This window comes from Sphingomonas sp. 2SG, assembly GCF_005503285.1.
Classification (GTDB): Bacteria; Pseudomonadota; Alphaproteobacteria; order Sphingomonadales; family Sphingomonadaceae; genus Sphingomonas; species Sphingomonas taxi.
Genome location: NZ_SCMZ01000026.1, coordinates 38090 through 58879 on the forward strand (window position 1 = coordinate 38090; position 20790 = coordinate 58879).

At 69.1% G+C, this 20790-nt stretch carries 18 protein-coding genes; 8 read left to right on the forward strand and 10 right to left on the reverse strand.

Annotation, left to right across the window (positions count from 1 at the left end; all coding sequences use genetic code 11):
* Positions 1-28: 28 nt before the first annotated feature.
* Complete coding sequence (locus tag FFS23_RS12045; protein WP_349303960.1) at positions 29-1690, reverse strand: sensor histidine kinase; 1662 nt, start codon at positions 1688-1690, stop codon at positions 29-31.
* Positions 1691-1887: 197 nt separating this feature from the next.
* Here FFS23_RS12045 and FFS23_RS12050 point away from each other — a divergent pair, with 197 nt between their 5' ends.
* The gene (locus FFS23_RS12050; protein ID WP_038658436.1) at positions 1888-2355 is read left to right on the forward strand and encodes an Lrp/AsnC family transcriptional regulator; all 468 of its coding nucleotides are present in this window, start codon (positions 1888-1890) and stop codon (positions 2353-2355) included.
* 75 nt (positions 2356-2430) lie between these two features.
* On the opposite strand, the gene FFS23_RS12055 is transcribed toward FFS23_RS12050, so the two are convergent.
* Positions 2431-3750, reverse strand: coding sequence for an outer membrane protein assembly factor BamD (locus FFS23_RS12055; protein WP_038658433.1), 1320 nt, complete (start codon positions 3748-3750; stop codon positions 2431-2433).
* A 163-nt stretch (positions 3751-3913) separates the two neighbouring features.
* Here FFS23_RS12055 and yaaA point away from each other — a divergent pair, with 163 nt between their 5' ends.
* The 6 genes from yaaA (at position 3914) to FFS23_RS12085 (ending at position 9929) form a co-directional block, all read left to right on the forward strand.
* The gene (yaaA, locus tag FFS23_RS12060; RefSeq protein WP_137898776.1) at positions 3914-4654 is read left to right on the forward strand and encodes a peroxide stress protein YaaA; all 741 of its coding nucleotides are present in this window, start codon (positions 3914-3916) and stop codon (positions 4652-4654) included.
* A complete protein-coding gene (locus tag FFS23_RS12065) occupies positions 4636-5340 on the forward strand; it encodes an SDR family NAD(P)-dependent oxidoreductase (RefSeq protein ID WP_038658426.1) in 705 nt (234 codons plus the stop codon). The genes yaaA and FFS23_RS12065 overlap by 19 nt, the downstream gene beginning before the upstream one ends.
* A gap of 357 nt (positions 5341-5697) precedes the next feature.
* Positions 5698-5994: a hypothetical protein gene (locus tag FFS23_RS12070; RefSeq protein ID WP_038658422.1), complete on the forward strand. Its 297-nt coding sequence runs from the start codon at positions 5698-5700 to the stop codon at positions 5992-5994.
* Between the two features lie 114 nt (positions 5995-6108).
* On the forward strand, positions 6109-8925 hold the full coding sequence (gene gyrA / locus FFS23_RS12075; RefSeq protein ID WP_137898777.1) for a DNA gyrase subunit A: 2817 nt from the start codon (positions 6109-6111) through the stop codon (positions 8923-8925).
* A complete protein-coding gene (locus FFS23_RS12080; protein ID WP_137898778.1) occupies positions 8922-9275 on the forward strand; it encodes a DUF952 domain-containing protein in 354 nt (117 codons plus the stop codon). Before gyrA ends, FFS23_RS12080 begins: the two co-directional genes overlap by 4 nt.
* 96 nt (positions 9276-9371) lie before the next feature.
* Complete coding sequence (locus FFS23_RS12085; RefSeq protein WP_137898779.1) at positions 9372-9929, forward strand: hypothetical protein; 558 nt, start codon at positions 9372-9374, stop codon at positions 9927-9929.
* A 163-nt stretch (positions 9930-10092) separates the two neighbouring features.
* Here FFS23_RS12085 and alaS read toward each other — a convergent pair whose 3' ends face one another.
* From alaS to FFS23_RS12100, 3 genes are read right to left on the reverse strand one after another with little or no spacing between them, the layout of a single operon-like run.
* Positions 10093-12753: an alanine--tRNA ligase gene (alaS, locus tag FFS23_RS12090; protein WP_137898780.1), complete on the reverse strand. Its 2661-nt coding sequence runs from the start codon at positions 12751-12753 to the stop codon at positions 10093-10095.
* A 44-nt stretch (positions 12754-12797) separates the two neighbouring features.
* Positions 12798-13190, reverse strand: a complete 393-nt coding sequence (locus FFS23_RS12095; protein WP_038666114.1) for a hypothetical protein — start codon at positions 13188-13190, stop codon at positions 12798-12800.
* An 11-nt stretch (positions 13191-13201) separates the two neighbouring features.
* Entirely contained in the window at positions 13202-14461 is a 1260-nt protein-coding gene (locus FFS23_RS12100) for a M24 family metallopeptidase (protein ID WP_137898782.1), read from the reverse strand.
* 72 nt (positions 14462-14533) lie between these two features.
* Here FFS23_RS12100 and FFS23_RS12105 point away from each other — a divergent pair, with 72 nt between their 5' ends.
* The gene (locus FFS23_RS12105; protein WP_137898783.1) at positions 14534-15847 is read left to right on the forward strand and encodes a dicarboxylate/amino acid:cation symporter; all 1314 of its coding nucleotides are present in this window, start codon (positions 14534-14536) and stop codon (positions 15845-15847) included.
* Between the two features lie 6 nt (positions 15848-15853).
* Here FFS23_RS12105 and FFS23_RS12110 read toward each other — a convergent pair whose 3' ends face one another.
* The 5 genes from FFS23_RS12110 to FFS23_RS12130 form a co-directional block, all read right to left on the reverse strand.
* Positions 15854-16489, reverse strand: coding sequence for a glutathione S-transferase family protein (locus FFS23_RS12110; protein ID WP_038658401.1), 636 nt, complete (start codon positions 16487-16489; stop codon positions 15854-15856).
* Positions 16486-17313 (reverse strand): class I SAM-dependent methyltransferase, encoded by an 828-nt coding sequence (locus tag FFS23_RS12115; RefSeq protein ID WP_137898784.1) that lies wholly within the window; start codon positions 17311-17313, stop codon positions 16486-16488. Before FFS23_RS12115 ends, FFS23_RS12110 begins: the two co-directional genes overlap by 4 nt.
* Before the next feature lie 96 nt (positions 17314-17409).
* Complete coding sequence (gene recA, locus FFS23_RS12120; RefSeq protein WP_038658396.1) at positions 17410-18483, reverse strand: recombinase RecA; 1074 nt, start codon at positions 18481-18483, stop codon at positions 17410-17412.
* Between the two features lie 160 nt (positions 18484-18643).
* Positions 18644-19477, reverse strand: coding sequence for a 4-(cytidine 5'-diphospho)-2-C-methyl-D-erythritol kinase (locus tag FFS23_RS12125; protein WP_137898785.1), 834 nt, complete (start codon positions 19475-19477; stop codon positions 18644-18646).
* On the reverse strand, positions 19474-20790 hold a 1317-nt coding region (locus tag FFS23_RS12130), incomplete at its 5' end, for a tetratricopeptide repeat protein (protein ID WP_137898786.1). The genes FFS23_RS12130 and FFS23_RS12125, both read right to left, overlap by 4 nt.

The window sequence follows — 20790 nt, forward strand, 5'->3', positions numbered from 1 at the left end:
TACGGCGAAACGGCGCCGCCTCGCCCGATCAACGCGTCGCCTGCGCCACCGTCTCGTCGACCGCCGCGGGCAATCGCAGCGTCAGGAGATCCTCGCCGAACACCAGCTCGCCGCCCAGCTCGACCGCCAGGTTGCGCGCCAGCCGCAGCGCGAAGCCGGTGCCGAGCAGCGGCGCGCCCTCCGCATCGGTCGGCCCCGCCGCCTCGCCGTCGAGGCTCAACAACGCCTCCTCGCCGTCCGCGGACAGCGCCAGCGGCCGGGCGAAGCAGATCGCCACCTGTCCGTCCGGCGCCGGTGCCTCGGCGATGTCGATCCGCTCGCCCGCCACCGCCGCCGCGGTCAGTGCCGCCAACAGCCGCGACAGCAGCCGCTCCAGCGCGCGATCGTCGCTCAGCGCGGCATGGTCGCCCATCGGATGGATGTCGAGCGCGGTACCGCGCAGCGCCGCCAGCGGCGCGAGATCCTGCGCGATCCGTTCGAGCAGCGGTTCGAGCACGACCGGGCCGGGCCGCAGCTCGAGCGCCTTGCCCTCGATCCGCGCGGCGGTGTCGAGATCCTCGATCGCGCCGAGCAGGCTCGCCGCCTGCTGGCGGATGGTCACCGCATGCTCGCGATAGACCGGGGCGACCGGGCCGAGCAGTTGCGCCTCGATCAGCTCGGCGAACCCGGCGATCGCGTTGGTCGGCGTGCGCAGCTCGTGCACCAATTGGCGCAGCGAATCGGACACCATCTTGCGCGGGGTGAGGCTTGCCTCCTCGTCGGCGCGCGGCCGGCGGGCGATCGCGACATAGCCGGTGAAGCGGCCGCTCTCGGCATCGAACTGCGGCGTGCCCGCGACCCGCCATGCCCCCGCCGCATCGGAATGGCCGCCGACATCGAGCCGCGCGCCGGCGAAGCGCTGGCGCTGGCGCAATGCCCCGGTGATCACCGCATCGACGCGGACTTCCCCCTGCGGCATGCCGATTGCGAGCGAGGCACCGATCAGCGCCCCCCGCGCCACCCCGTCCACCGCGCGAATGATGCCGAGGTGATCGGTGTCGAAGTGGAAATAGCTCGGCGGCTCGCTCGCGGCGGCAGCGATCGGCTCGTTGGGATCGCGCTGCTTCTGGAACGCGTCGATCCGCGCGACGAGATCGGCGATCTGGAACCCACCCTCGGCATCGGGCTCGGGCGGCGGCGGCGCGACCGGGTGGAGATGCGGGACGGGGGCGATGTCCGCCGGCGGCGTCGGCTCTGCCAGATCGTTGGCGGCGGCCGGCGCGTCGTAACGCAGCACGAAATCCGCCGGGCCGAAACTGGCGAGCCCGCGCTCGACCGAGCCCGGGAGATCGCGGCGATGGCGCAGGAGGGCGCGGCCGTGTGCATCGAGCCGGGGCAGCAGCGCCAGCCAGTCCGTATCCGCCAGTTGTGCGGTGCGCAGCAACGGCGCGGCGACCTCGATCGAATCCTCGGCGAAGAAGCCGATCAGCGCCGCGGGCGGGCGGGCGAAGGCCAACGCCCGCGCACTCGCCGCTCGAATCGCCAGCGGCACCGCCGGTCGCAGCCCGCGCAGCCGGTCCAGCGACGCCGCATCCGCAGCGATGCGCCCGCGGCCCATCAGGTCGGTCAGCTGCCGCCACGCCGATTGCGCGCCGAACCCACTCTCCATGTCGGCCGAAAGCACCGTTTTCAGGCTATCGTCGAAACGCACACCAACTCCTGGAGACCGCCCCACCTCAACGATGTGCGCGCTGATCCCTTAACGATCGGGGCACGCGAGAGGAACTGCCGATTTGCCGCCCGCCGGCAACACGTCGCATAGTGGGACAATTGCGTTGCGCCGCAATTTTCTTATGCTTAGGGGGAGCCGCCGTTTACATCCGGCCTGTTTATGGAGTTTGATACGCAATGTCCTTCGATCGGATCGATCGTCAGATTCTCGCCCACCTGCAACAGGATGGGCGGATGACCAATGTCGAACTGGCCGAACGCGTCGGGTTGACCGCGCCACCCTGCCTGCGCCGCGTCCGCGCGCTGGAAGAGGCCGGGGTGATCCGCGGCTATCACGCCGATCTCGATCCCGCCAGTCTCGGTTTTCCGATCACCGTGTTCGCGATGGTGTCGCTGCGCAGCCAGGCCGAGCACGACCTCGCCGCGTTCGAGGCGCATGTCGCGGACATCCCGGAAATCCGCGAATGCCACATGCTAAACGGCGAAATCGACTTCATCCTGAAGATCGTCGCCAGCGACCTCAAGAGCTTCCAGGAGATCCTGACGACGCATCTGACGCCCGCGCCCAACGTCGCCAGCGTCAAGACCTCGCTCACCATCCGCACCGCCAAGTCGACCTCGGGCATCCCCGTCGTCATCGACTGACCCGCGACGGCGGCCGACAAACGAAAGGGGGCGGCCCGTCGCCGGACCGCCCCCCTTCCCGTCGTTACCGGTCGATCAGGCCGGCGTGGCGGGCGTGGCCGGCGTGGCGCCGACCTGCGTCCAGGTATTCCACAACGCGGCGATGCCCGCGCGCGGATTGCCGGTGACCGCACCGAACGCCGCCTGCGCACCGGCCTTGTCGCCCGACTTGGCGAGCGCGATGCCGAGGCGGGTGTTCACCTCATTGGCGTCGACCCCGCCCTTGCTCAGCGCCGCACGATACAATTCGATCGCCTTGGCATAGTTGTTCTGGCCGAGATAGGCGTCGGCGGTCGACGCGGCGATCTTGCCGTCCTTCGATGCCATCGCGGTCTTCTCGCTGCTCGCCAGCGATCCGTCCGCCTTGATCGCGGTGTTCGCCGCGGTCAGCAGGCTCTTCGAGAAGGCGCTGGTCGCCGGGATCTTGCCCGAGGCCATGCCTTCCTTCAGCACCGCCGCCGCCTCATAGGGATTGCCGCGGTCGTAGACGTTCTTGGCATAATCCTCGTACATCGCCTGGTCCGGCATCGCACCGGCGGTACGCAGCAGGCGATACAGATCGACCGTCTGCGCCTTGTCCGGCGCGGCGAGGCTGTTCTGCGCGAAGGCATATTGCAGGATGACGTCACGCCACACCCGGGCATTCGGATAGGCCGCGACGTACTTCTGCATCCAGGCGAGCGTTTCCGGCGCCATCTTCTTGTTGTTCGCGGTGGCGATGCCGAAGCGGTAATAGGCCTCCGGCACGGTCTGGCCCGCCGCCTTCTGCGCGGTGATGAACCGGTCGAGATCGGCGAGGCCACCGGCGGTGTCACCGGCCTGCACCTTCACCTTGGCGAGCTGCAGATCGAAATCGGGGCTGTTGTAGCCGGCCGCCTTCGCCTGGGTGAAATACTGGGTCGCCACCGGATACTGACCGCTGTTGTAGGCGAGCTGGCCACGACGGAACAGATATTTGCCGCGGTCGGCGGCCGGCGTGTTCTTGGCGGCGATCAGCGCGTCGAGCGGCTTGGCGAGCACGGTCTCGTCGAGCGGCGCCTTGGGATTGGCCTCCTGCGCGATGACGAGCTTGGTGTTCTCCAGATCGTAACGGAGCGCGGCGGCGATATATTTGTCGTCGTCGGTGGTGGCCGCGGCCTCGACCTGCGCGACGAGCGGCTCGGCGGTGGCGGGATTGCGGGCCTTGACGGCTTCCTGCGCCTGGAAGGCGATCGCCTGCACCGGCTTGCTGAGCTTGAAGCCAGGAGCCGCCTGCTCTTCCTTCTTGTCCTTGGCGGCCGCGGGGGCGACGATCGCCAGACCGCTCACACCGGTGGCCAGCACCGCGGCCAGCGCGAGCTTCGAAAGGGTCTTCATGCTAACTCTCTCTCCAGATAGTGAGGCATCGCTGCCGCTAACGTCTGCGGGGCTGTAACGGTCCGTCGCAAGCCGTTCAAGCGATGCCATGCCCGTCCCGGTTGCGGCATCCGCACTGAACGGCGATTGAACGGCCGCCGCGGGGCGGCTACCGGCGGGCACGATGATCGCCGTCCTCTCCCCCGCCAAGACGCTCGACTATGAGTCGCCCATCCCCGATCTCGCGCCGACCCGGCCGCGTTTCGCCAAGGAGGCGCAGACGCTCGCCGCCGCCGCATCGCACCTGACGCAGAAGAAGCTGTCGGAGCTGATGCACATCTCGCCGGCGCTGGCCAAGCTCAACGCCGACCGCTTCCGCAACTTTGCGGACGCGCCCGAACGGCCGGCGATCTTCGCGTTCGACGGTGACGTCTACACCGGCTTCGACGTCAAGACGCTGGAGGAGGAGGCGCTCCCCTTCGCACAGGATCATCTGCGACTGCTCTCGGGCCTGTACGGCATGCTGCGCCCGCTCGACCTGATGCGCCCCTACCGGCTGGAGATGGGTACGCGCTGGGCGCCACGGCACAAGAAGCTGACCGACTGGTGGGGCGACCGCATCGGCAAGGCGCTGGCCGAGGATGTCGCCGCCGATGGCGAGCGGGTCGTCCTCAACCTCGCCAGCCAGGAATATTGGGCGGGGGTCGCGGGCCACCTGCCTGCCGACGTCCGCGTGGTGGCGATCGATTTCCGCGACGGCGACCGCTTCGTCAGCTTCCACGCCAAGAAGGCGCGCGGGATGATGGCGCGCTGGATGGTCGAGCATCGTATCACCGAGATCGATGCGATGCGTGGGTTCGACAGCGACGGCTATGCGTTCGACGCCGCGGCGAGCAGCGACGATCAATGGCGGTTCTCGCGTTGAGCGCCGCGGTCGTCATCGGCGCATCCGGCGGGATCGGTGCCGCGCTGCACGAGGCGCTGGTCGAGGAAGCGGCCTACGCCCGCATCCACGCGCTGTCGCGCTCGGGCGCCGCGCCGATCGATATCACCGACGAGGCGAGCATCGCCGCCGCCGCGGCGCGGATCGCCACCGGGCCGGCGCCGTCGCTCGTCATCCTCGCCACCGGCCTGCTGCACGATGCGGAGCGCGGCCCGGAAAAAAGCTATCGCGAATTCGATCCGGCGTGGCTCGAACAGGTGCTGCGCGTCAATGCGGTCGGGCCGGCCTTGGTCGCCAAGCATCTGCTGCCGCTGATGCCCAAACAGGGGCGGACGGTGTTCGCCGTCCTCTCGGCGCGGATCGGCAGCATCTCCGACAACCGGCTCGGCGGCTGGTACGGCTATCGAATGGCGAAGGCCGCGCTCAATCAATTGGTTAGGACGTTGAGCATCGAGGAAAAGCGCCGCAACGATCGCTCGATCGTCGTCGGGCTGCATCCGGGCACGGTCGACACCGCGCTGTCGAAGCCGTTCCAGGGCAATGTGCGGCCGGGCACGCTGTTCACGCCGGATCGCGCGGCGTCGCAATTGCTCGACGTGATCGACGGCCTGACCGTAACCGACAGCGGCAAGCTGTTCGACTTCGAGGGCAAGGAAGTCGCGCCTTAGGTCGCGGCTGGATGCGAAGCCCGGCTTCGCTGCCGCGCTTCCAATTCATGAGGCTCGATCCGCTCCACCATGAAATACGTCACCCCGGACTGGTTCCGGGGTCCACCGGGCCGCAGGAGTGCGATACCCCTCGAGCCCCGCGCCTTGCCGCGGAGTGGACCCCGGAACCAGTCCGGGGTGACGGGATGGGCTTGGCGAGCGGATGCCCTGCCCCCGCCGGAAGGCGACCGCTCAGGGCAGACCGCCCCCCGAACATGACAGAATCGTCATGTTTCAGCCATTTACGCGTCAGCCCGGCGCGCGCATCCTTGCCGGCAGGACGACGCGATCCACGCGTCCGCCGCTGGAGATGATGCCATGACCAAGTCCCTGCCCTTCGCCATGCTGGCCGTCGCGTCGCTGTGCTGCGGCTCGGCGGCCCTCGCCACGCAGGCCGCCACGCCGAAGACCACCGCAAGGACGGTGGCGACCAGCCGCACGACGACCACCACCAAGCCCGCCGTCGGCCGCCCCACCGCGACGGCCAAGACGACGACGCGCACCACCTCCGCCGCCAAGGGCCGGATGGTGACGACCAAGACCAGCACCGGCAAGACCGTCACCTACGATTGCAGCAAGGCCGGCAACGCGACCAAGACCGCCTGCAAGAAATAAGCGTCGCCACTCCTGTATCCCGCGCGCACGCGTATGTGCGTGCGCGCGTGACTTTCGGTCCGGGTGGTCCTACAAGATCGGCACACTTCTGTAACAATCCGAAAGCGTATAGCCTTGGCCGACGAGACCACCCTCGCCGAACCCTCCGACATTTCGACGATTTCCATCGTCGACGAGATGAAGTCGAGCTACCTCGACTATGCGATGAGCGTCATCGTGGCGCGCGCGCTGCCCGACGTGCGCGACGGGCTGAAGCCGGTCCATCGCCGCATCCTGTTCTCGGCGCAGGAAAACGGCTTCCTGTTCAACCGTCCGTACCGCAAGTCGGCGCGCATCGTCGGCGACGTGATCGGTAAATACCACCCGCACGGCGACACCTCGATCTACGACGCCTTGGCGCGGATGACGCAGGATTGGGCGATGCGCCTGCCGCTGATCGACGGCCAGGGCAATTTCGGCTCGATGGATCCCGATCCGCCCGCCGCGATGCGCTACACCGAGGCGCGCCTCGCCCGCGCCGCCAATTATCTGATGGAGGATCTCGACAAGGATACCGTCGATTTCCAGCCCAATTACGACGCCAGCGAGCGCGAGCCGCAGGTGTTGCCGGCGCGTTTCCCCAATCTGCTCGTCAACGGCGCCGGCGGCATCGCGGTCGGCATGGCGACCAACATCCCGCCGCACAATCTCGGCGAGGTGGTCGACGCCTGCATCGCCTATATCGATGCGACGATGGCCGGCGGCACGATCTCGATCGACGAGCTGATCGAGATCGTCCCCGGCCCCGACTTCCCGACCGGTGCGATCATCCTCGGCAAGGCGGGCGCGCGCTCCGCCTATCATACCGGCCGCGGCTCGATCATCGTCCGCTCGCGCCATATCGTCGAGGAGAGCCGTGGCGACCGGCGCTCGATCGTGCTCACCGCCATCCCCTTCCAGCAGGGCAAGAACGCGCTGGTCGAGAAGATCGCCGAGGCCGCCAAGGACAAGCGCATCGAGGGCGTCAGCGACATCCGCGACGAATCGAACCGCGAGGGCGTGCGCATCGTCATCGACCTCAAGCGCGACGCGACGCCGGACGTGGTGCTCAACCAGCTCTGGCGGCACACGCCGGCGCAGGGGTCCTTCCCCGCCAACATGCTCGCGATCCGCGGCGGCCGGCCGGAGACGCTGAACCTCAAGGACATCATCCAGGCCTTCGTCCAGTTCCGCGAACAGGTCATCACCCGCCGCTCCAAGTTCGAGCTCAACAAGGCGCGCGACCGGGCGCATATCCTGCTCGGGCTGGTGATCGCGGTCACCAACCTCGACGAGGTGGTGCGGATCATCCGCGGCTCTTCTAGCCCGGCGGAGGCGCGCGCCGCGCTGCTGGCGCGCGAATGGCCGGTCGCCGAGATCGCCCCCTATCTCAGCCTGGTCGAGGCGGTCGAGGGCATCCAGGTCGGCGAGAGCTACCGCCTGTCCGACGTGCAGGTCCGCGCGATCCTCGATCTGCGCCTGCATCGCCTCACCGCTTTGGGTCGGGACGAGATCGGCGACGAGCTCAAGGGCCTCGCCGATTCGATCGCCGCGCTGCTCGAGATCCTCGGCAATCGCAAGCGCCTCTACGAGGTGATGCGCGAGGAGCTGGTCGACGTCCGCTCGATCTTCGCGACGCCGCGCCGGACCGAGATCGCCGCTGCCGCCGACGGCATCGACGACGAGGATCTGATCGAGCGCGAGGACATGGTCGTCACCGTCACGGTGCAGGGCTATATCAAGCGCACGCCGCTCGACGCCTTCCGCGCGCAGAAGCGTGGCGGCAAGGGGCGCGCCGGCATGGCGACCAAGGAAGAGGATGCGATCACCAGCCTGTTCGTCACCTCGACGCACACGCCGGTGCTGTTCTTCTCCAACCTCGGCAAGGTCTATCGCAAGAAGGTCTGGCGCCTGCCCGAGGGCGGGCCGGCGACGCGCGGCCGGCCGATGATCAACCTGCTGCCGCTGGCGCCGGGCGAGACGATCTCTACCGTCCTGCCGCTGCCCGAGGACGAGACGCGCTGGGGCGACCTGCACGTCATGTTCGCCACCGCCAACGGCACCGTCCGCCGCAACGCGATGGACGCCTTCGCCAACATCCCGTCGAACGGCAAGTTGGCGATGCGCTTCGACGAAGGGTCGGACGACAAATTGATCGGGGTCGCGGTGCTGACCGAGAGTGACGACGTGCTGCTCGCCACGCGCAACGGCAAGGCGATCCGCTTCGCCGCCACCGACGTGCGCGAATTCCAGAGCCGCACCTCGACCGGCGTACGCGGCGTCAGCCTCGGCGAGGGCGACGAGGTGATCTCGCTCTCGATCCTGCGCGGCTTCCACGCCACCACCGAAGAGCGCGAGCAATATCTGAAAGCCGCGGCCTGGAAGGAAGGCGAGCGCGAGGCGGCGCTGCCGCCCGAGCGGATGGCCGAGTTCGAGGCCGCGGAGGAGTTCATCCTCACCGTCACCCAGAACGGCTATGGCAAGCGCACCTCGGCCTATGAATATCGCCGCACCAACCGCGGCGGCCAGGGCATCACCAACATCGTCTCCGCCGGCCGCAACGGGCCGGTGGTGGCGAGCTTCCCGGCGCATTCGGGCGAGCAACTGATGCTGGTCACCGATCAGGCCAAGCTGATCCGCATGTCGGTCGGCGACGTCCGCGTCACCGGCCGCAACACGCAGGGCGTGACGCTGTTCAGCGTCGCCAAGGACGAACATGTCGTCTCGGCCGCGCGGATCGACGAGGAGGAAGAGCCCGAGAACGAGGCCGAGGCGGTGATCGCCGAGGAATTGGGCAGCACCCCGGCGCTGCCGGGCGGGGACGATCTGGTGGTCGACGACGGCACCGGCCCGCAGACGATGGACGAGCAGGTCGACGACGGCGACGACGGCGAGAGCGGGGATGAGGCATGAGCGAGCGTCCCACCACCGCCTATAAAGTGCTGACCGCCGAGCAGATGGCGGTGCTGGAGCGGGACCGGCAGTTCGCCGGGGCGCCCGTCGACCTGTCCGACGGCTACATCCATATGTCGACGGCGGCACAGCTCACCGAGACGGTTGACAAGCATTTCGCCGGGCAGAGCGACCTGCACGTCGTCGCAATCGACCTCGGCAGCTTCGGCGACACGCTGAAGTGGGAGAAATCGCGCGGCGGCCAGCTTTTCCCGCATCTCTACGAGCCGCTGCTGCTCGAAACCGTCATCGCTTACGGTCCGCTGGAGCGTGCCGCGGACGGGACGGTCCGATTGCCGATCGCCGGCTGATCCCGGTTCAGGCTCCGCTCGCCGAGAAAGGCGGGCGGAACCGCATTTGGAACACCATCGTTACCCCGTCACAACGACCAAGATGGGAGAATTCCAATGCGTACCCTGGCCCTGACGATCGGCAGCCTGATGATGGTGCCCGCCGCGGCTCTGGCACAGCAAGCCCAGCCTGCCCCCGGCGCTGCGGCGACCGCCACCGGTTCCGCCACCGCCACCGCGCCCACCGTCGGCGCGACGATCTATGACAGTGCGGGCGTGGCGCTCGGCACCGTCGCCAGCATCACCCCGCAGGCGGTGATCCTCAACACCGGCACCGCGCAGGTGCCCGTCCCCCCCGCGTCGATCGGCAAGACCGACAAGGGCTTCGCGATGGCGATGACCAAGGCCGATCTCGACGCCGCGGTCGCGAGCTCGCAGGCACAGGCGCAGGCGGCGATGAAGTCCAAGCTGACCCCCGGCACGTCGGTGACCGGCCTCAACGGCGCGACGCTCGGCACGATCAAGGCGGCCGACGCGCAATTCGTCACGCTGACCACCGCCAAGGGCGACGTGAAGCTGCCGATCGCCGGCTTCAGCGCCGATGCGAGCGGCAAGATCGTCGCCGGCATCACCGCCGACCAGCTTGCGGCGGCCACCACCGGCGCGGCGAAGTAACGGATCGGGGAGGGTCCGCCCTCCCCGTTTCGACCTAAACGAATTGACCGGATCAATATTCAGGCAAAGTCCTCCCCCGCCAGGGGGAGGACTTTCTTCAGGCTTGAACGTCGAGCCTCGTCGGCACCGTCACGCTCACCGCCGCATCACCAACTGACGATCTTCAGGCCGCGACCGCCTGCTCGGTCAGCGCCGCGCGGATTGCCTCGACCGCTTCCGCGGCCTTCGCCCCGTCGGGGCCGCCACCCTGCGCCATGTCGGGCCGGCCGCCGCCGCCCTGCCCGCCGAGCACCGCGACCCCGCGGCGCAGCAGGTCGACCGCATTGACCCGGCCGACCAGATCGTCGCTCACCCCAACCGCGATCGAGGCGCGACCGTCGTTGACCGCGACCATCACCGCGACGCCCGCGCCGCCCAGGCGCTGCTTGGCATCGTCGACCGCGCCACGCAGCCCCTTCGCCTCGAAGCCGTCGAGCACCTGACCGATGAACGCGACACCGCCGACCTGCTCCGGTCCCGCGGCCGCACCACCGGCGCCACCGCCCATTGCCAGCGCCTTCTTCGCCTCGGCGAGTTCCCGCTCCAGCCGCCGCCGCTCGTCGAGCAGCGCGATCACCCGCGCCGGCACCTCGTCGGGCGTCGTCTTGAGTGCGCTCGCCGCCTCGCGCAGCCGCTCGTCGCGACCGTTGAGATAGGCGCGCGCCGCCTCGCCGGTCAGCGCCTCGACGCGCCGCACGCCCGACGACACCGCGCCCTCCCCGATCACCTTGAACAGGCCGATGTCACCGAGCGCATTGACGTGGGTGCCGCCGCACAGCTCGACCGAATAGGTCTTGCCGCCATCCTCGGTGCCCATCGATACGACGCGGACCTCGTCGCCGTATTTCTCGCCGAACAGCGCCATCGCGCCCTCGGCGATCGCCTCGTCGGGGGTCATCAGCCGCGTCGTCACGCTGCCGTTGCCGCGGATCTGCGCGTTGACCGCGATCTCGGCGTCGGCGAGTTCCTCCGCCGTCATCGCCACCGGGTGCGAGACGTCGAAGCGCAGCCGCTCGGGCGCGACCAGCGAGCCCTTTTGCGCGACATGCGTGCCGAGCCGCTGGCGCAGCGCCTCGTGCAGCAGATGCGTCGCCGAATGGTTGGCGCGGATCTGCGCGCGACGCGCGACGTCGATCTGGAGACGGACGGCATCGCCGACCTTGATCGCACCGCCCTCGATGACCGCATGATGGACGAAGACGCGGCCCAATTGCTTCGAAGTCTCGGTCACCACGGCCCTCAGGCCGCCGTCGGTCGTGATCGTGCCGCTGTCGCCGACCTGCCCGCCGCTCTCGCCATAAAAGGGCGTCTGGTTGACGATCACCGCGACGGTGTCGCCCGCCGCCGCCTGATCGACGCGTGCACCGTCCCTGACCAGCGCGACCACCTCGCCCTCGCCGACGTCGGCGCTATAGCCGATGAATTCGGTCGAGCCGGTCTCCTCGGCGATGTCGAACCACAGATCGTCCGACGCCTTGGCTCCCGAGCCCTTCCATGCCGCGCGGGCCGCACGCTTCTGCTCGGCCATCGCCGCGTCGAAGCCCGCCCGATCGACGGTCAGCCCACGCTCGCGCAGCGCATCCTCGGTGAGGTCGTAGGGGAAGCCGAAGGTGTCGTAGAGGCGGAACGCGGTCTCGCCGGCGAGCGTCGCGCCCTCAGCCATGTCGACGGTCGCCTCGTCGAGCAGCTTCAGCCCCTTGTCGAGCGTCTTGCGGAACTGCGTCTCTTCCTGGCGCAACGTCGCCTCGATCAGCGGCTGCGCGCGGACCAGCTCGGGATAGGCGGCGCCCATCTCGGCGACCAGCGCCGGCACCAGCCGATGCATCAACGGCTCCTTGGCACCGAGCAGATGCGCGTGGCGCATCGCGCGCCGCATGATCCGCCGCAGCACATAGCCCCGGCCCTCGTTCGCAGGCAGCACGCCGTCGGCGACGAGGAAGCCCGACGAGCGCAGATGATCGGCGATGACGCGATGCGACGCCCGCCGCGGCCCCTCGGCATCGGTGCCGGTCAGCGAGGTCGAGGCGGCGATCAGCGCCTTGAACGTGTCGGTATCGTAATTGTCGTGGACGCCCTGCAGCACCGCGGCGATCCGCTCCAGCCCCATGCCGGTGTCGATCGACTTCTTGGGCAGTTCGCCGACGATCTCATTGGCCTCCTGCTCATATTGCATGAAGACGAGGTTCCAGATCTCGACGAACCGGTCGCCATCCTCGTCCGGGCTACCGGGAGGGCCACCGGGAATATGGTCGCCATGGTCGTAGAAGATCTCGGAACAGGGGCCGCACGGACCGCTGTCGCCCATCGCCCAGAAATTGTCCTTGGTGGCGATACGGATGATCCGCTCTTCGGGCAGATATTTGGTCCACAGGCCGAACGCCTCGTCGTCGGTATGATAGACGGTGGCGGTCAGCTTCTCGGCCGGAATACCCCAGACGCTCGTCAGCAGCGTCCAGGCGTGGTGGATCGCCTGTTCCTTGAAATAATCGCCGAACGAGAAATTGCCGAGCATCTCGAAGAAGGTGTGATGCCGCGCGGTATAGCCGACATTGTCGAGATCGTTGTGCTTGCCGCCGGCGCGCACCGACTTCTGGCTGCTGGTCGCGGTGGTGTAGGGCCGGCTTTCGAGGCCGGTGAAGACGTTCTTGAACGGCACCATCCCGGCGTTGACGAACATCAGCGTCGGGTCGTTCTGCGGCACCAGCGGCGCGGAGGGCACGATGGCATGGCCCGCGCTCGCGAAATAGTCGAGGAAGCCGCGGCGGATGTCGTTGGTCGAGGTCATAGACCAAGCGACTTAGGCGAGAGACGGCCCGCCCTCAAGCGTCGTTACGCGCCACCACACATGTGCTGCGAGTCGGGCAGCGTCCACGATTCCATCGTGCGCAGGTTGGTCGTCGTATAGATCCGGCCGCGATCGTCGCCGGGCGGGCAATGCCGTGGAATGCTGACGAGACAGGCGAGCACGCGATCCCCCCGCCGCGCATTCTGTGCCGCCGCGACGCGGCTGTAGGAGACACCGTACAGGCCATTGGCAAGGGATATGCTCGTACCGCTCTCGGGCACCGGCCGGCCCGACCCATCCTCCAGCCGCGCGGACACGTTGCGCACCGTGCTGAACACGCATGTCCCGACCCGCTTCGGCAAGCCCGGCGGCTGCGCCGCGACCGCGGGTCCTGCAAGCGACAGCAGAGCAAGGGCGTAAGCGCAGGAAAGCCGCATATGCTGGTCCTTCATCCGAAAGGCCGATCGATCGACTTGGGCGGCGTGCTGAACCAGCGCGGCCCCTCGGCGGTCATGTGGAAGCAATCCTCCAGCCGGACGCCAAACTGGCCGGGCAGGTAGATGCCGGGCTCGTTCGAGAAGCACATGCCGGCGGCCAGCCGCGTCGTCTCGCCGCGAACGAGGTTGACGGGTTCGTGGCCGTCCATGCCGATGCCGTGGCCGGTACGGTGCGACAGGCCGGGCAGCTTATAGTCGGGGCCGTAGCCGAGCCCGGTGTAATAGCGCCGCACCGCATCGTCGACGCTACCGGCGGTGACGCCGATCCGCGCCGCGGCGAGCGCGACCTGCTGGCCGCGCGCCGCCTGATCCCAGACCTTGCGCTGCGCGACGGTGGCGCTGCCCTGCGGCACCCAGGTCCGCGAGATATCGGATTGATAGCCCTGCACGGTGCAGCCGCAATCCATCAGCAGGATCTCTCCCGCGGCGATGCGATGCACCTCGCGGCTGCCGTGCGGCAGCGCGGCGGCGGGACCGATCAGCGCCAGCGCGAATTCGGGATCGCCGCCGAGCCGGGTGGTCGCGGCGGTCATCAACGCGCCGATCTGGCTGCCGGTCATCCCCGCCTCGACCCGCGGCGCCAGCCAGCGATAGGCGGCGAGCGTCACCTCGGTCGCGCACTGCATCAAGGCGAGTTCGGCGGGCGTCTTGATCATCCGGCAGCCGCGCACCACCGGATTGGCGCTCACCTGTCGTGCATCGGGGGCGAAACGGGCGAGGTCGGCCGGGATGAAGACGCGCGTCGTCTCCTCGATGCCGATCGGCAGCCGGTCGAGCCCGCGCTCCTTCAGCCAGCCGGCGACGACGGCCAGCGCGTTGCCGTCCTCCTGCCAGACGCGCACCGCGGCGGGGACGCTGAGCGTCTGGCGGACCGACGGCTCCTCGAAGAAGGGCGTGACGATCAGCGGTTCGCCCTCGCGCGGCAGGATCGCCAGCGTCGGCCGTTCGCTGCGCCCCCAGCGCACGCCGGTAAAATAGAGCATCGACGAGCCCGGCTCGATCAGCACCGCGCCAAGTCCGCTCGCCGCCATCAGCGCCTGTGCCCGCGCCAGCCGGCGGGCGCGCTCGTCGCGGCCGATCGGCACCGCGCCCGTCGTGATGTCGCGCAACGCGGACAGATCGGGTTCGGCGGCGCGGAGCAGCCCCGACGACAGGAGCGGCACCGCCGCGGCGGCGGCGAGGAGCGAACGGCGCGAGGGGCTGAAGACCATGATGCAGCGATACGGCGCTTGACCCGGCGGCCGCAATCCCCTTCCCTAGAGGCAAATCCTGGAGTTTCGTGCATGGCCAAACGGCTGACCTTGTTTATCGTGATCGGCCTGTTGCTCGGTATCGTGGTGGGACTGGCGATCAACGGCTGGCTCGACGACGGTTCGGCCGCGGCGGCGGCGCGGCTGAAGGGCATCGCCGGTTATTTCGCGATCGGCACCACCGTCTTCCTGCGGCTCATCAAGATGATCATCGCGCCGCTCGTCTTCGCCACGCTGGTCAGCGGCATCACCCAGATGGGCGATACGTCGGCGCTTGGCCGGGTCGGTGCCAAGGCGATCGGCTGGTTCGTCTCGGCCAGCCTGCTGTCGCTCGGGCTCGGGCTGATCCTGGTCAATCTGATCCAGCCGGGGGTCGGCATCAACCTGCCGCTGCCGCCGGTCGACGCCGATGCCGGCATCGCCACCGCCGCGTTCAGCCTAGACAAATTCATCACCCATATCGTCCCCGCCTCGATGGTCGAGGCGATGGCGACCAACGAAATCCTGCAGATCGTCGTCTTCTCGATCTTCGTCGGCGTCGCGATCACCGCGGTCGGCGAGCGCGCCGCGCCGCTGACCCGGGCGATCGACGGGCTGGTCGCGGTGATGCTGCGGATCACCGATTACGTCATGCGCGTCGCGCCGCTCGCGGTGTTCTGCGCGGTGGCGGCGACGCTGACCGAGCGCGGCGCCGGGGTGATCGGCCAGCTCGCCTTCTTCATGGGCAGCTTCTATCTCGCCTTGCTGTGCCTGTGGGCGATCCTGCTCGGCATCGGCTTCCTGTTCATCGGGCCGCGCATCCGCGATCTGATCCGCTACGTCCGCGAGCCGCTGCTCGTCGCCTTCACCACCGCCTCGTCGGAAGCCGCCTATCCGCGCATGCTGGAGGCGCTCGACAAGTTCGGGGTGCCGCCGCGCATCGCCAGCTTCGTGCTGCCGCTCGGCTATTCGTTCAACCTCGACGGCTCGATGATCTACATGACCTTCGCGTCGCTGTTCATCGCCCAGGCCTATGGCATCGACCTGCCGCTCGGCACGCAGATCGCGATGCTCCTGTTCCTGATGATCTCGTCCAAGGGCATCGCCGGCGTGCCGCGCGCCAGCCTCGTCGTGATCGCGGCGGTGCTGCCGGTGTTCAAGATCCCGGAAGCGGGCCTGCTGCTGATCCTCGCGATCGATCATTTCCTCGACATGGGGCGCACCGCGACCAACGTGATCGGCAATGCGGTCGCGGCGTCGGTGGTGGCGAAATGGGAGGGCGGGTTCGATCCGCGCGAGCCCGCGACGATCGACCCCGCGGTGGCCGATGGGCCGGCGGCACCGGCGGCGACCAGCTTCCGGCACTAGCCGCCATCAGGCGTAGGCGTAGCGGCCGCCCTTCTCCAGCGCCGCCTGATAGGCCGGCAGCGCATGGACCTTTTCGAGCCAGGCGATCGTCGCCGGGCGCGAGGCATCGAGGCCGGCGCGGCTGCGCGCCGCTTCGAGTGGGAAGCTCATCATGATGTCGGCGGCGGTCATCACGTCGCCGGCGAACCACGGGCGTTGCGCGAGCTCCGCTTCGACATAGTCGAGATGGACGTCGATCATCGGTTGGATGCGCTTGACCGCCGCCTTGCCCATCAGCGGGATGCGCCCGAGCACCAGCTTGAGCAGCAGCGGCGGCATCATCGAGCCCTCGGCATAATGGAGCCAGAAGCGGTAGCGCAGCACCGATTCGCGATGCGCCGGCGGCCCGAGCCGGCCGTCCGCCTTCTCGACGAGATATTCGACGATCGCACCGGTCTCCGCGATCACCCGGCCGCCATTGGCGTCGAGATCCTCGATCACCGGCGACTTGCCGAGCGGGTGGACGCGCTTCAGCTCGGGCGGCGCCAGCATCGTCTTGGGATCGCGCTGATACCGCTTGATCTGATAATCGAGGCCCAATTCCTCGAGCATCCACAAAATCCGCTGCGAGCGGCTGTTCTCGAGATGGTGGACGATGATCATACGGTCTCCCCTGTCGCGCGGGCGGTCCATAGCCAGGCCGCCGCAGGGAAATCCACGACAGGGCCATTTCGTTGCGCCGTCAGCGCCGCGCGCAGGCGGGCGAGAAGCGCCGGCCGGTCTTCCGCGGCGGCATCGCGGAGCCGGGAGGCGGCAGGTCCGATGCGGGTGAGGAAGGCGACAGCCTCCTCTACCGCCTCCTCCCCCGCGCCGACGCGATAGCTGAAGCGGGTGAGAACGGCGGTCGCGTCGGCCCAGCCGGCGGCGGCGAGGACCGCAGCGCCCGCCTCCGGATCGGCGAAGGCGAAGGGGCCGGGCACGTAGCTGGCCGAGCGTTGCGGCGCGGGGGTGATCAGCGTCGCCCAGGGATTGTCGGCGACGGCGGCGAAGCAGCTGAACACCAAGCGGCCACCGGGCCGGGTCGCGGCAGCAAGACGGGTGAAGGCGGCGACGGGATCGGCGAAGAACATGACGCCGTGGCGCGAAACGATCAGGTCGAGCGGCGCGAGCCCGGCAGCGGCGACCAATGCGTCGGCGGTGCGGAAGCTGAGGTTGGCGCGCGCATGGTGCGCCTCGGCGACGGCGACGAGGTCGGGTGACAGATCGGCCCCGGTGACTCGCGCGTCGCGGCGTGCCGCGGCGAGCGCGGCGGCGGTGGCACCGGCGCCGCAGCCGATGTCGAGCGCATTGATCGCGCCGGCCGGCGCGGCGGCGAGGATCGCGGCGTCGAGCCGTGGAGCGAGATCGGCGAAGGCGCGCTCGGTCCGGCGCCATTCCTCCGCCCAGACGGTGCCGACGCGGCCGATCCAGTCGATATGGGTGGTCATCGGCAGTCTCCGGAGAGGGGTGGCGTCCTTCGCCAAGCAAAAGAGGCCCGCCGTTGCCGGCGAGCCTCTCGTTTCGTGCTTATCGATGCGCCGGCATCAGATGTCGTCGTCGGCTTCCGGTCCGGCCATCATCTCCTCGGCGACCTTTTCGGTGCGCTGACGGATCGCCTTTTCGAGGCGGTCGGCCATTTCGGGATGCTCGCGCAAATAGGTCTTCGAATTCTCGCGGCCCTGGCCGATGCGGACGCTGTCGTAGCTGAACCACGCACCCGATTTCTCGACCAGCCCGGCCTTGACGCCGAGATCGAGGATCTCGCCGATCTTGGAGATGCCCTCGCCGTACATGATGTCGAATTCGACCTGCTTGAACGGCGGCGCGACCTTGTTCTTGACGACCTTGACGCGGGTGGCGTTGCCGGTGACCTCTTCCTTGTCCTTGATCGCGCCGGTGCGGCGGATGTCGAGACGGACCGAGGCGTAGAATTTCAGCGCGTTGCCGCCCGTCGTCGTCTCCGGATTGCCGTACATCACGCCGATCTTCATGCGCAGCTGGTTGATGAAGATCACCATGCAGCGCGAGCGGCTGATCGAACCGGTCAGCTTGCGCAGCGACTGCGACATCAGACGCGCCTGCAGGCCGACGTGGCTGTCGCCCATCTCGCCCTCGATTTCCGCACGCGGCACGAGCGCGGCGACCGAATCGACCACCAGCACGTCGATCGCGTTCGAGCGGACGAGCGTGTCGACGATCTCGAGCGCCTGTTCGCCGGTGTCAGGCTGCGACACGATCAGCTCGTCGATGTTGACGCCGAGCTTCTTGGCATAGACGGGATCGAGCGCATGTTCGGCGTCGACGAAGGCGGCGGTGCCGCCGCCCTTCTGCGCCTCGGCGATGACGTGCAGCGCGAGCGTCGTCTTGCCCGACGATTCGGGGCCATAGACCTCGATCACGCGGCCGCGCGGCAGGCCGCCGACGCCGAGCGCGATATCGAGACCGAGCGAACCGGTGGAGATCGTCTCGACCTCCATCGACTGTTTCGCGCCGAGCTTCATTGCCGAGCCCTTGCCGAAGGCGCGGTCGATCTGGGCCAGCGCGGCGTCGAGCGCCTTCTGCCGGTCGGTGGATGCGGTTGCCATGCCGGTGTCGATCACTTTCAGATTGGCGGCCATCGGGAGGTTCCTCGCTAGAGCAAGCGCGCCACCGGGGCAACGCGTCTGTTTCGCTATGTACGGCGTTTGTTCTCTTGGAACAAGAGGGGAACGCTAAGCCGCGGCAGGATTGTGGGTGTTTCGCCATTCAGCGCAGGCAAGGCGTCCGCGAAGAACGGGCTCAGGTCAGCGTCGTCGCCAGCGTCCACCACCCCTCGGCGCCTGCGCGCGCCGCCGCGGCGTCGCGTGCCGCGACCGACTCGAACAGCGCGAAACAGGTCGCACCGCTGCCCGACATCCGCGCCAGACGCACACCCGCCGCCGCGTCGAGCAGCGTCAGCACCGCGGCGATCGCCGGCGCGATCGCCACCGCCGGCGCCTGCAGGTCGTTGCGCCCGACCAGCGCACGCGCGAGCAGATCGCCGTCGGCGGCGATGCCGCCGCGGTCCACGCCATCCCATCTCGCGAACACCGCCGCGGTGCTCACCGCGACGCCGGGATTGACCAGCAGCAGCGGCATGCCCGCCAGCCCGTCGACCGGCAGCAACGCCTCGCCCTTCCCCGTGCCGAGCGTCGCGCGGCCGAGCAGGCAGGCGGGGACGTCGGCACCAAGCGCCTCGGCGATGACGAACAGCCGCGGGTCGTCGGGCGCAATGCCGTGCAGCCCGGCGAGCGCCCGCAGCGTCGCCGCCGCATCGGTCGATCCGCCGCCGATTCCCGAGGCGATCGGCAGATGCTTGTCGAGCGTGATCGCATGCGGCTGCGCGATATCGAAGGCCGCGCGAAAGGCGTGCGCGGCGCGGATCACCAGATTGTCCGCCTCCGCAGCACCGGCGAGCGCGGCGGCGAACGGCCCGGTGATCGCGAACCGGTCGGTCGCGTCGGGCACCACCGTCACGCTATCGCCATCGGCGGCGAAGACGAACAGCGTCTCCAGCTCGTGATAGCCGTCGGAACGACGACGACGGACGTGGAGCGCGAGGTTGATCTTGGCAGGCGCCGGCTCGACGATCATTTGCGCGGCAGCCCCTGCACCGCCTTGGCGGCGAGCCGCGTCGCATCGTCGGCCGACGCGGTCAGCGCCGCGGCGCGCCAAGCGTAGCGCGCCTCGTAGCGGCGGCCGCGGGTCCAATAGAGGTCGCCGAGATGCTCGCCGATCTCGGCGTTGACCGGATCGCCCGCGGCGGCGCTTTCGATCAGCGGCTGCGCGCGCGTGACGTCGCCACCGATGAAATAGGCCCAGCCGAGCGAATCGGCGATCGAGGCATCGTCGGGCTTCAACGCATGCGCGCGTTCGAGCATCGCGATCGACTGCGGCACGTCGACCCGCCGCTCCGCCTGCGCATAGCCGAGATAGTTGAGCGCGAGCGGCTCGCGCGGCGCGATCGCCACCGCTTTCTGCAGGGCGACGCGCCCCGCCGGCCAGTCGCCCGCCTGTTCGAGCGCGCCGCCATATTGCAGCCATGCGCTCCACGCGGTCGGATCGGCGTCAACGACGCGGCGATACCAGTCCGCCGCCTCGCGATGACGGTTCATCGCGCTGAGCTGGTCGGCATAGGTCTGCCAGTCGCTCTCGCCCGCCCCTGCCCGCTCGGCACCGCTGCGGGCGAGCGCCAGCGCGTCGGCGGGGCGGCCGGCGGTGGTCAGGATGCTGATCCGCGTCGCGCCGGCGGTCGCCGCATAGGGACTGGCGGGCGCGATGCCGTCGAGCGTCGCCAGCGCGCGCGGGATCGCTTTGTCCTTGGCGAGCGCGGCGGCGAGCAGCAGCCGGGCGCGGTCGTTGGCGGGATAAGCGATCACCGCGGTGCGCGCGAGCGCGATCGACAGGTCGGTGGCGTCCTGATCGGCGAGGTCGCCGGCGATCCGCCCGAGCAACCGCGACACGCCGAACCCCAGCGTCGGCTGCGCGGCGTCGCCGGCCCGCACCGCCGCGAACCCCGGATCGCCGCCGGCGAGCAGCGCGCGCGCCCGATCGGTCTCGCCGCGACCGAACAGCAACTGGCCGGCGGACAGGCGCAGGTCGACCGGCGACCCCGTCTCGCGCAGCGCCTGGATGGTGGCCAGCCCCCGTGCGGTATCGCCGCGGGCGATCTGGAGCAGCGCCGCGGTCTCGGCGGTCAGCCGCTGGCTGACCGGGTCCTTGCCCGCTTTGGCGATCTGCGGCGCGGGATCGTTCCCCTGCGCGAACGCGATCCACGCGCGCAGCGACGGCACCAGCACCGCCAGCGGCGTCGCGGCGAGCGCATCGGTCGCCGCGGTCGCGCCGGCGACGTCCTGCTTCGCCGCGGCGACGGCGAGCGGCAGCAGCGGCAGGTCGGCGGCCGACCC

Excerpts from the sequence above, each read along its gene's own strand:
- FFS23_RS12050 (WP_038658436.1), top strand. The coding sequence starts at position 1,888 with ATGTCCTTCGATCGGATCGATCGTCAGATTCTCGCCCACCTGCAACAG.
- FFS23_RS12055 (WP_038658433.1), bottom strand. The coding sequence starts at position 3,750 with ATGAAGACCCTTTCGAAGCTCGCGCTGGCCGCGGTGCTGGCCACCGGT.
- yaaA (WP_137898776.1), top strand. The coding sequence starts at position 3,914 with ATGATCGCCGTCCTCTCCCCCGCCAAGACGCTCGACTATGAGTCGCCC.
- FFS23_RS12065 (WP_038658426.1), top strand. The coding sequence starts at position 4,636 with ATGGCGGTTCTCGCGTTGAGCGCCGCGGTCGTCATCGGCGCATCCGGC.
- FFS23_RS12070 (WP_038658422.1), top strand. The coding sequence starts at position 5,698 with ATGACCAAGTCCCTGCCCTTCGCCATGCTGGCCGTCGCGTCGCTGTGC.
- FFS23_RS12080 (WP_137898778.1), top strand. The coding sequence starts at position 8,922 with ATGAGCGAGCGTCCCACCACCGCCTATAAAGTGCTGACCGCCGAGCAG.
- FFS23_RS12085 (WP_137898779.1), top strand. The coding sequence starts at position 9,372 with ATGCGTACCCTGGCCCTGACGATCGGCAGCCTGATGATGGTGCCCGCC.
- alaS (WP_137898780.1), bottom strand. The coding sequence starts at position 12,753 with ATGACCTCGACCAACGACATCCGCCGCGGCTTCCTCGACTATTTCGCG.
- FFS23_RS12095 (WP_038666114.1), bottom strand. The coding sequence starts at position 13,190 with ATGCGGCTTTCCTGCGCTTACGCCCTTGCTCTGCTGTCGCTTGCAGGA.
- FFS23_RS12100 (WP_137898782.1), bottom strand. The coding sequence starts at position 14,461 with ATGGTCTTCAGCCCCTCGCGCCGTTCGCTCCTCGCCGCCGCCGCGGCG.
- FFS23_RS12105 (WP_137898783.1), top strand. The coding sequence starts at position 14,534 with ATGGCCAAACGGCTGACCTTGTTTATCGTGATCGGCCTGTTGCTCGGT.
- FFS23_RS12110 (WP_038658401.1), bottom strand. The coding sequence starts at position 16,489 with ATGATCATCGTCCACCATCTCGAGAACAGCCGCTCGCAGCGGATTTTG.
- FFS23_RS12115 (WP_137898784.1), bottom strand. The coding sequence starts at position 17,313 with ATGACCACCCATATCGACTGGATCGGCCGCGTCGGCACCGTCTGGGCG.
- recA (WP_038658396.1), bottom strand. The coding sequence starts at position 18,483 with ATGGCCGCCAATCTGAAAGTGATCGACACCGGCATGGCAACCGCATCC.
- FFS23_RS12125 (WP_137898785.1), bottom strand. The coding sequence starts at position 19,477 with ATGATCGTCGAGCCGGCGCCTGCCAAGATCAACCTCGCGCTCCACGTC.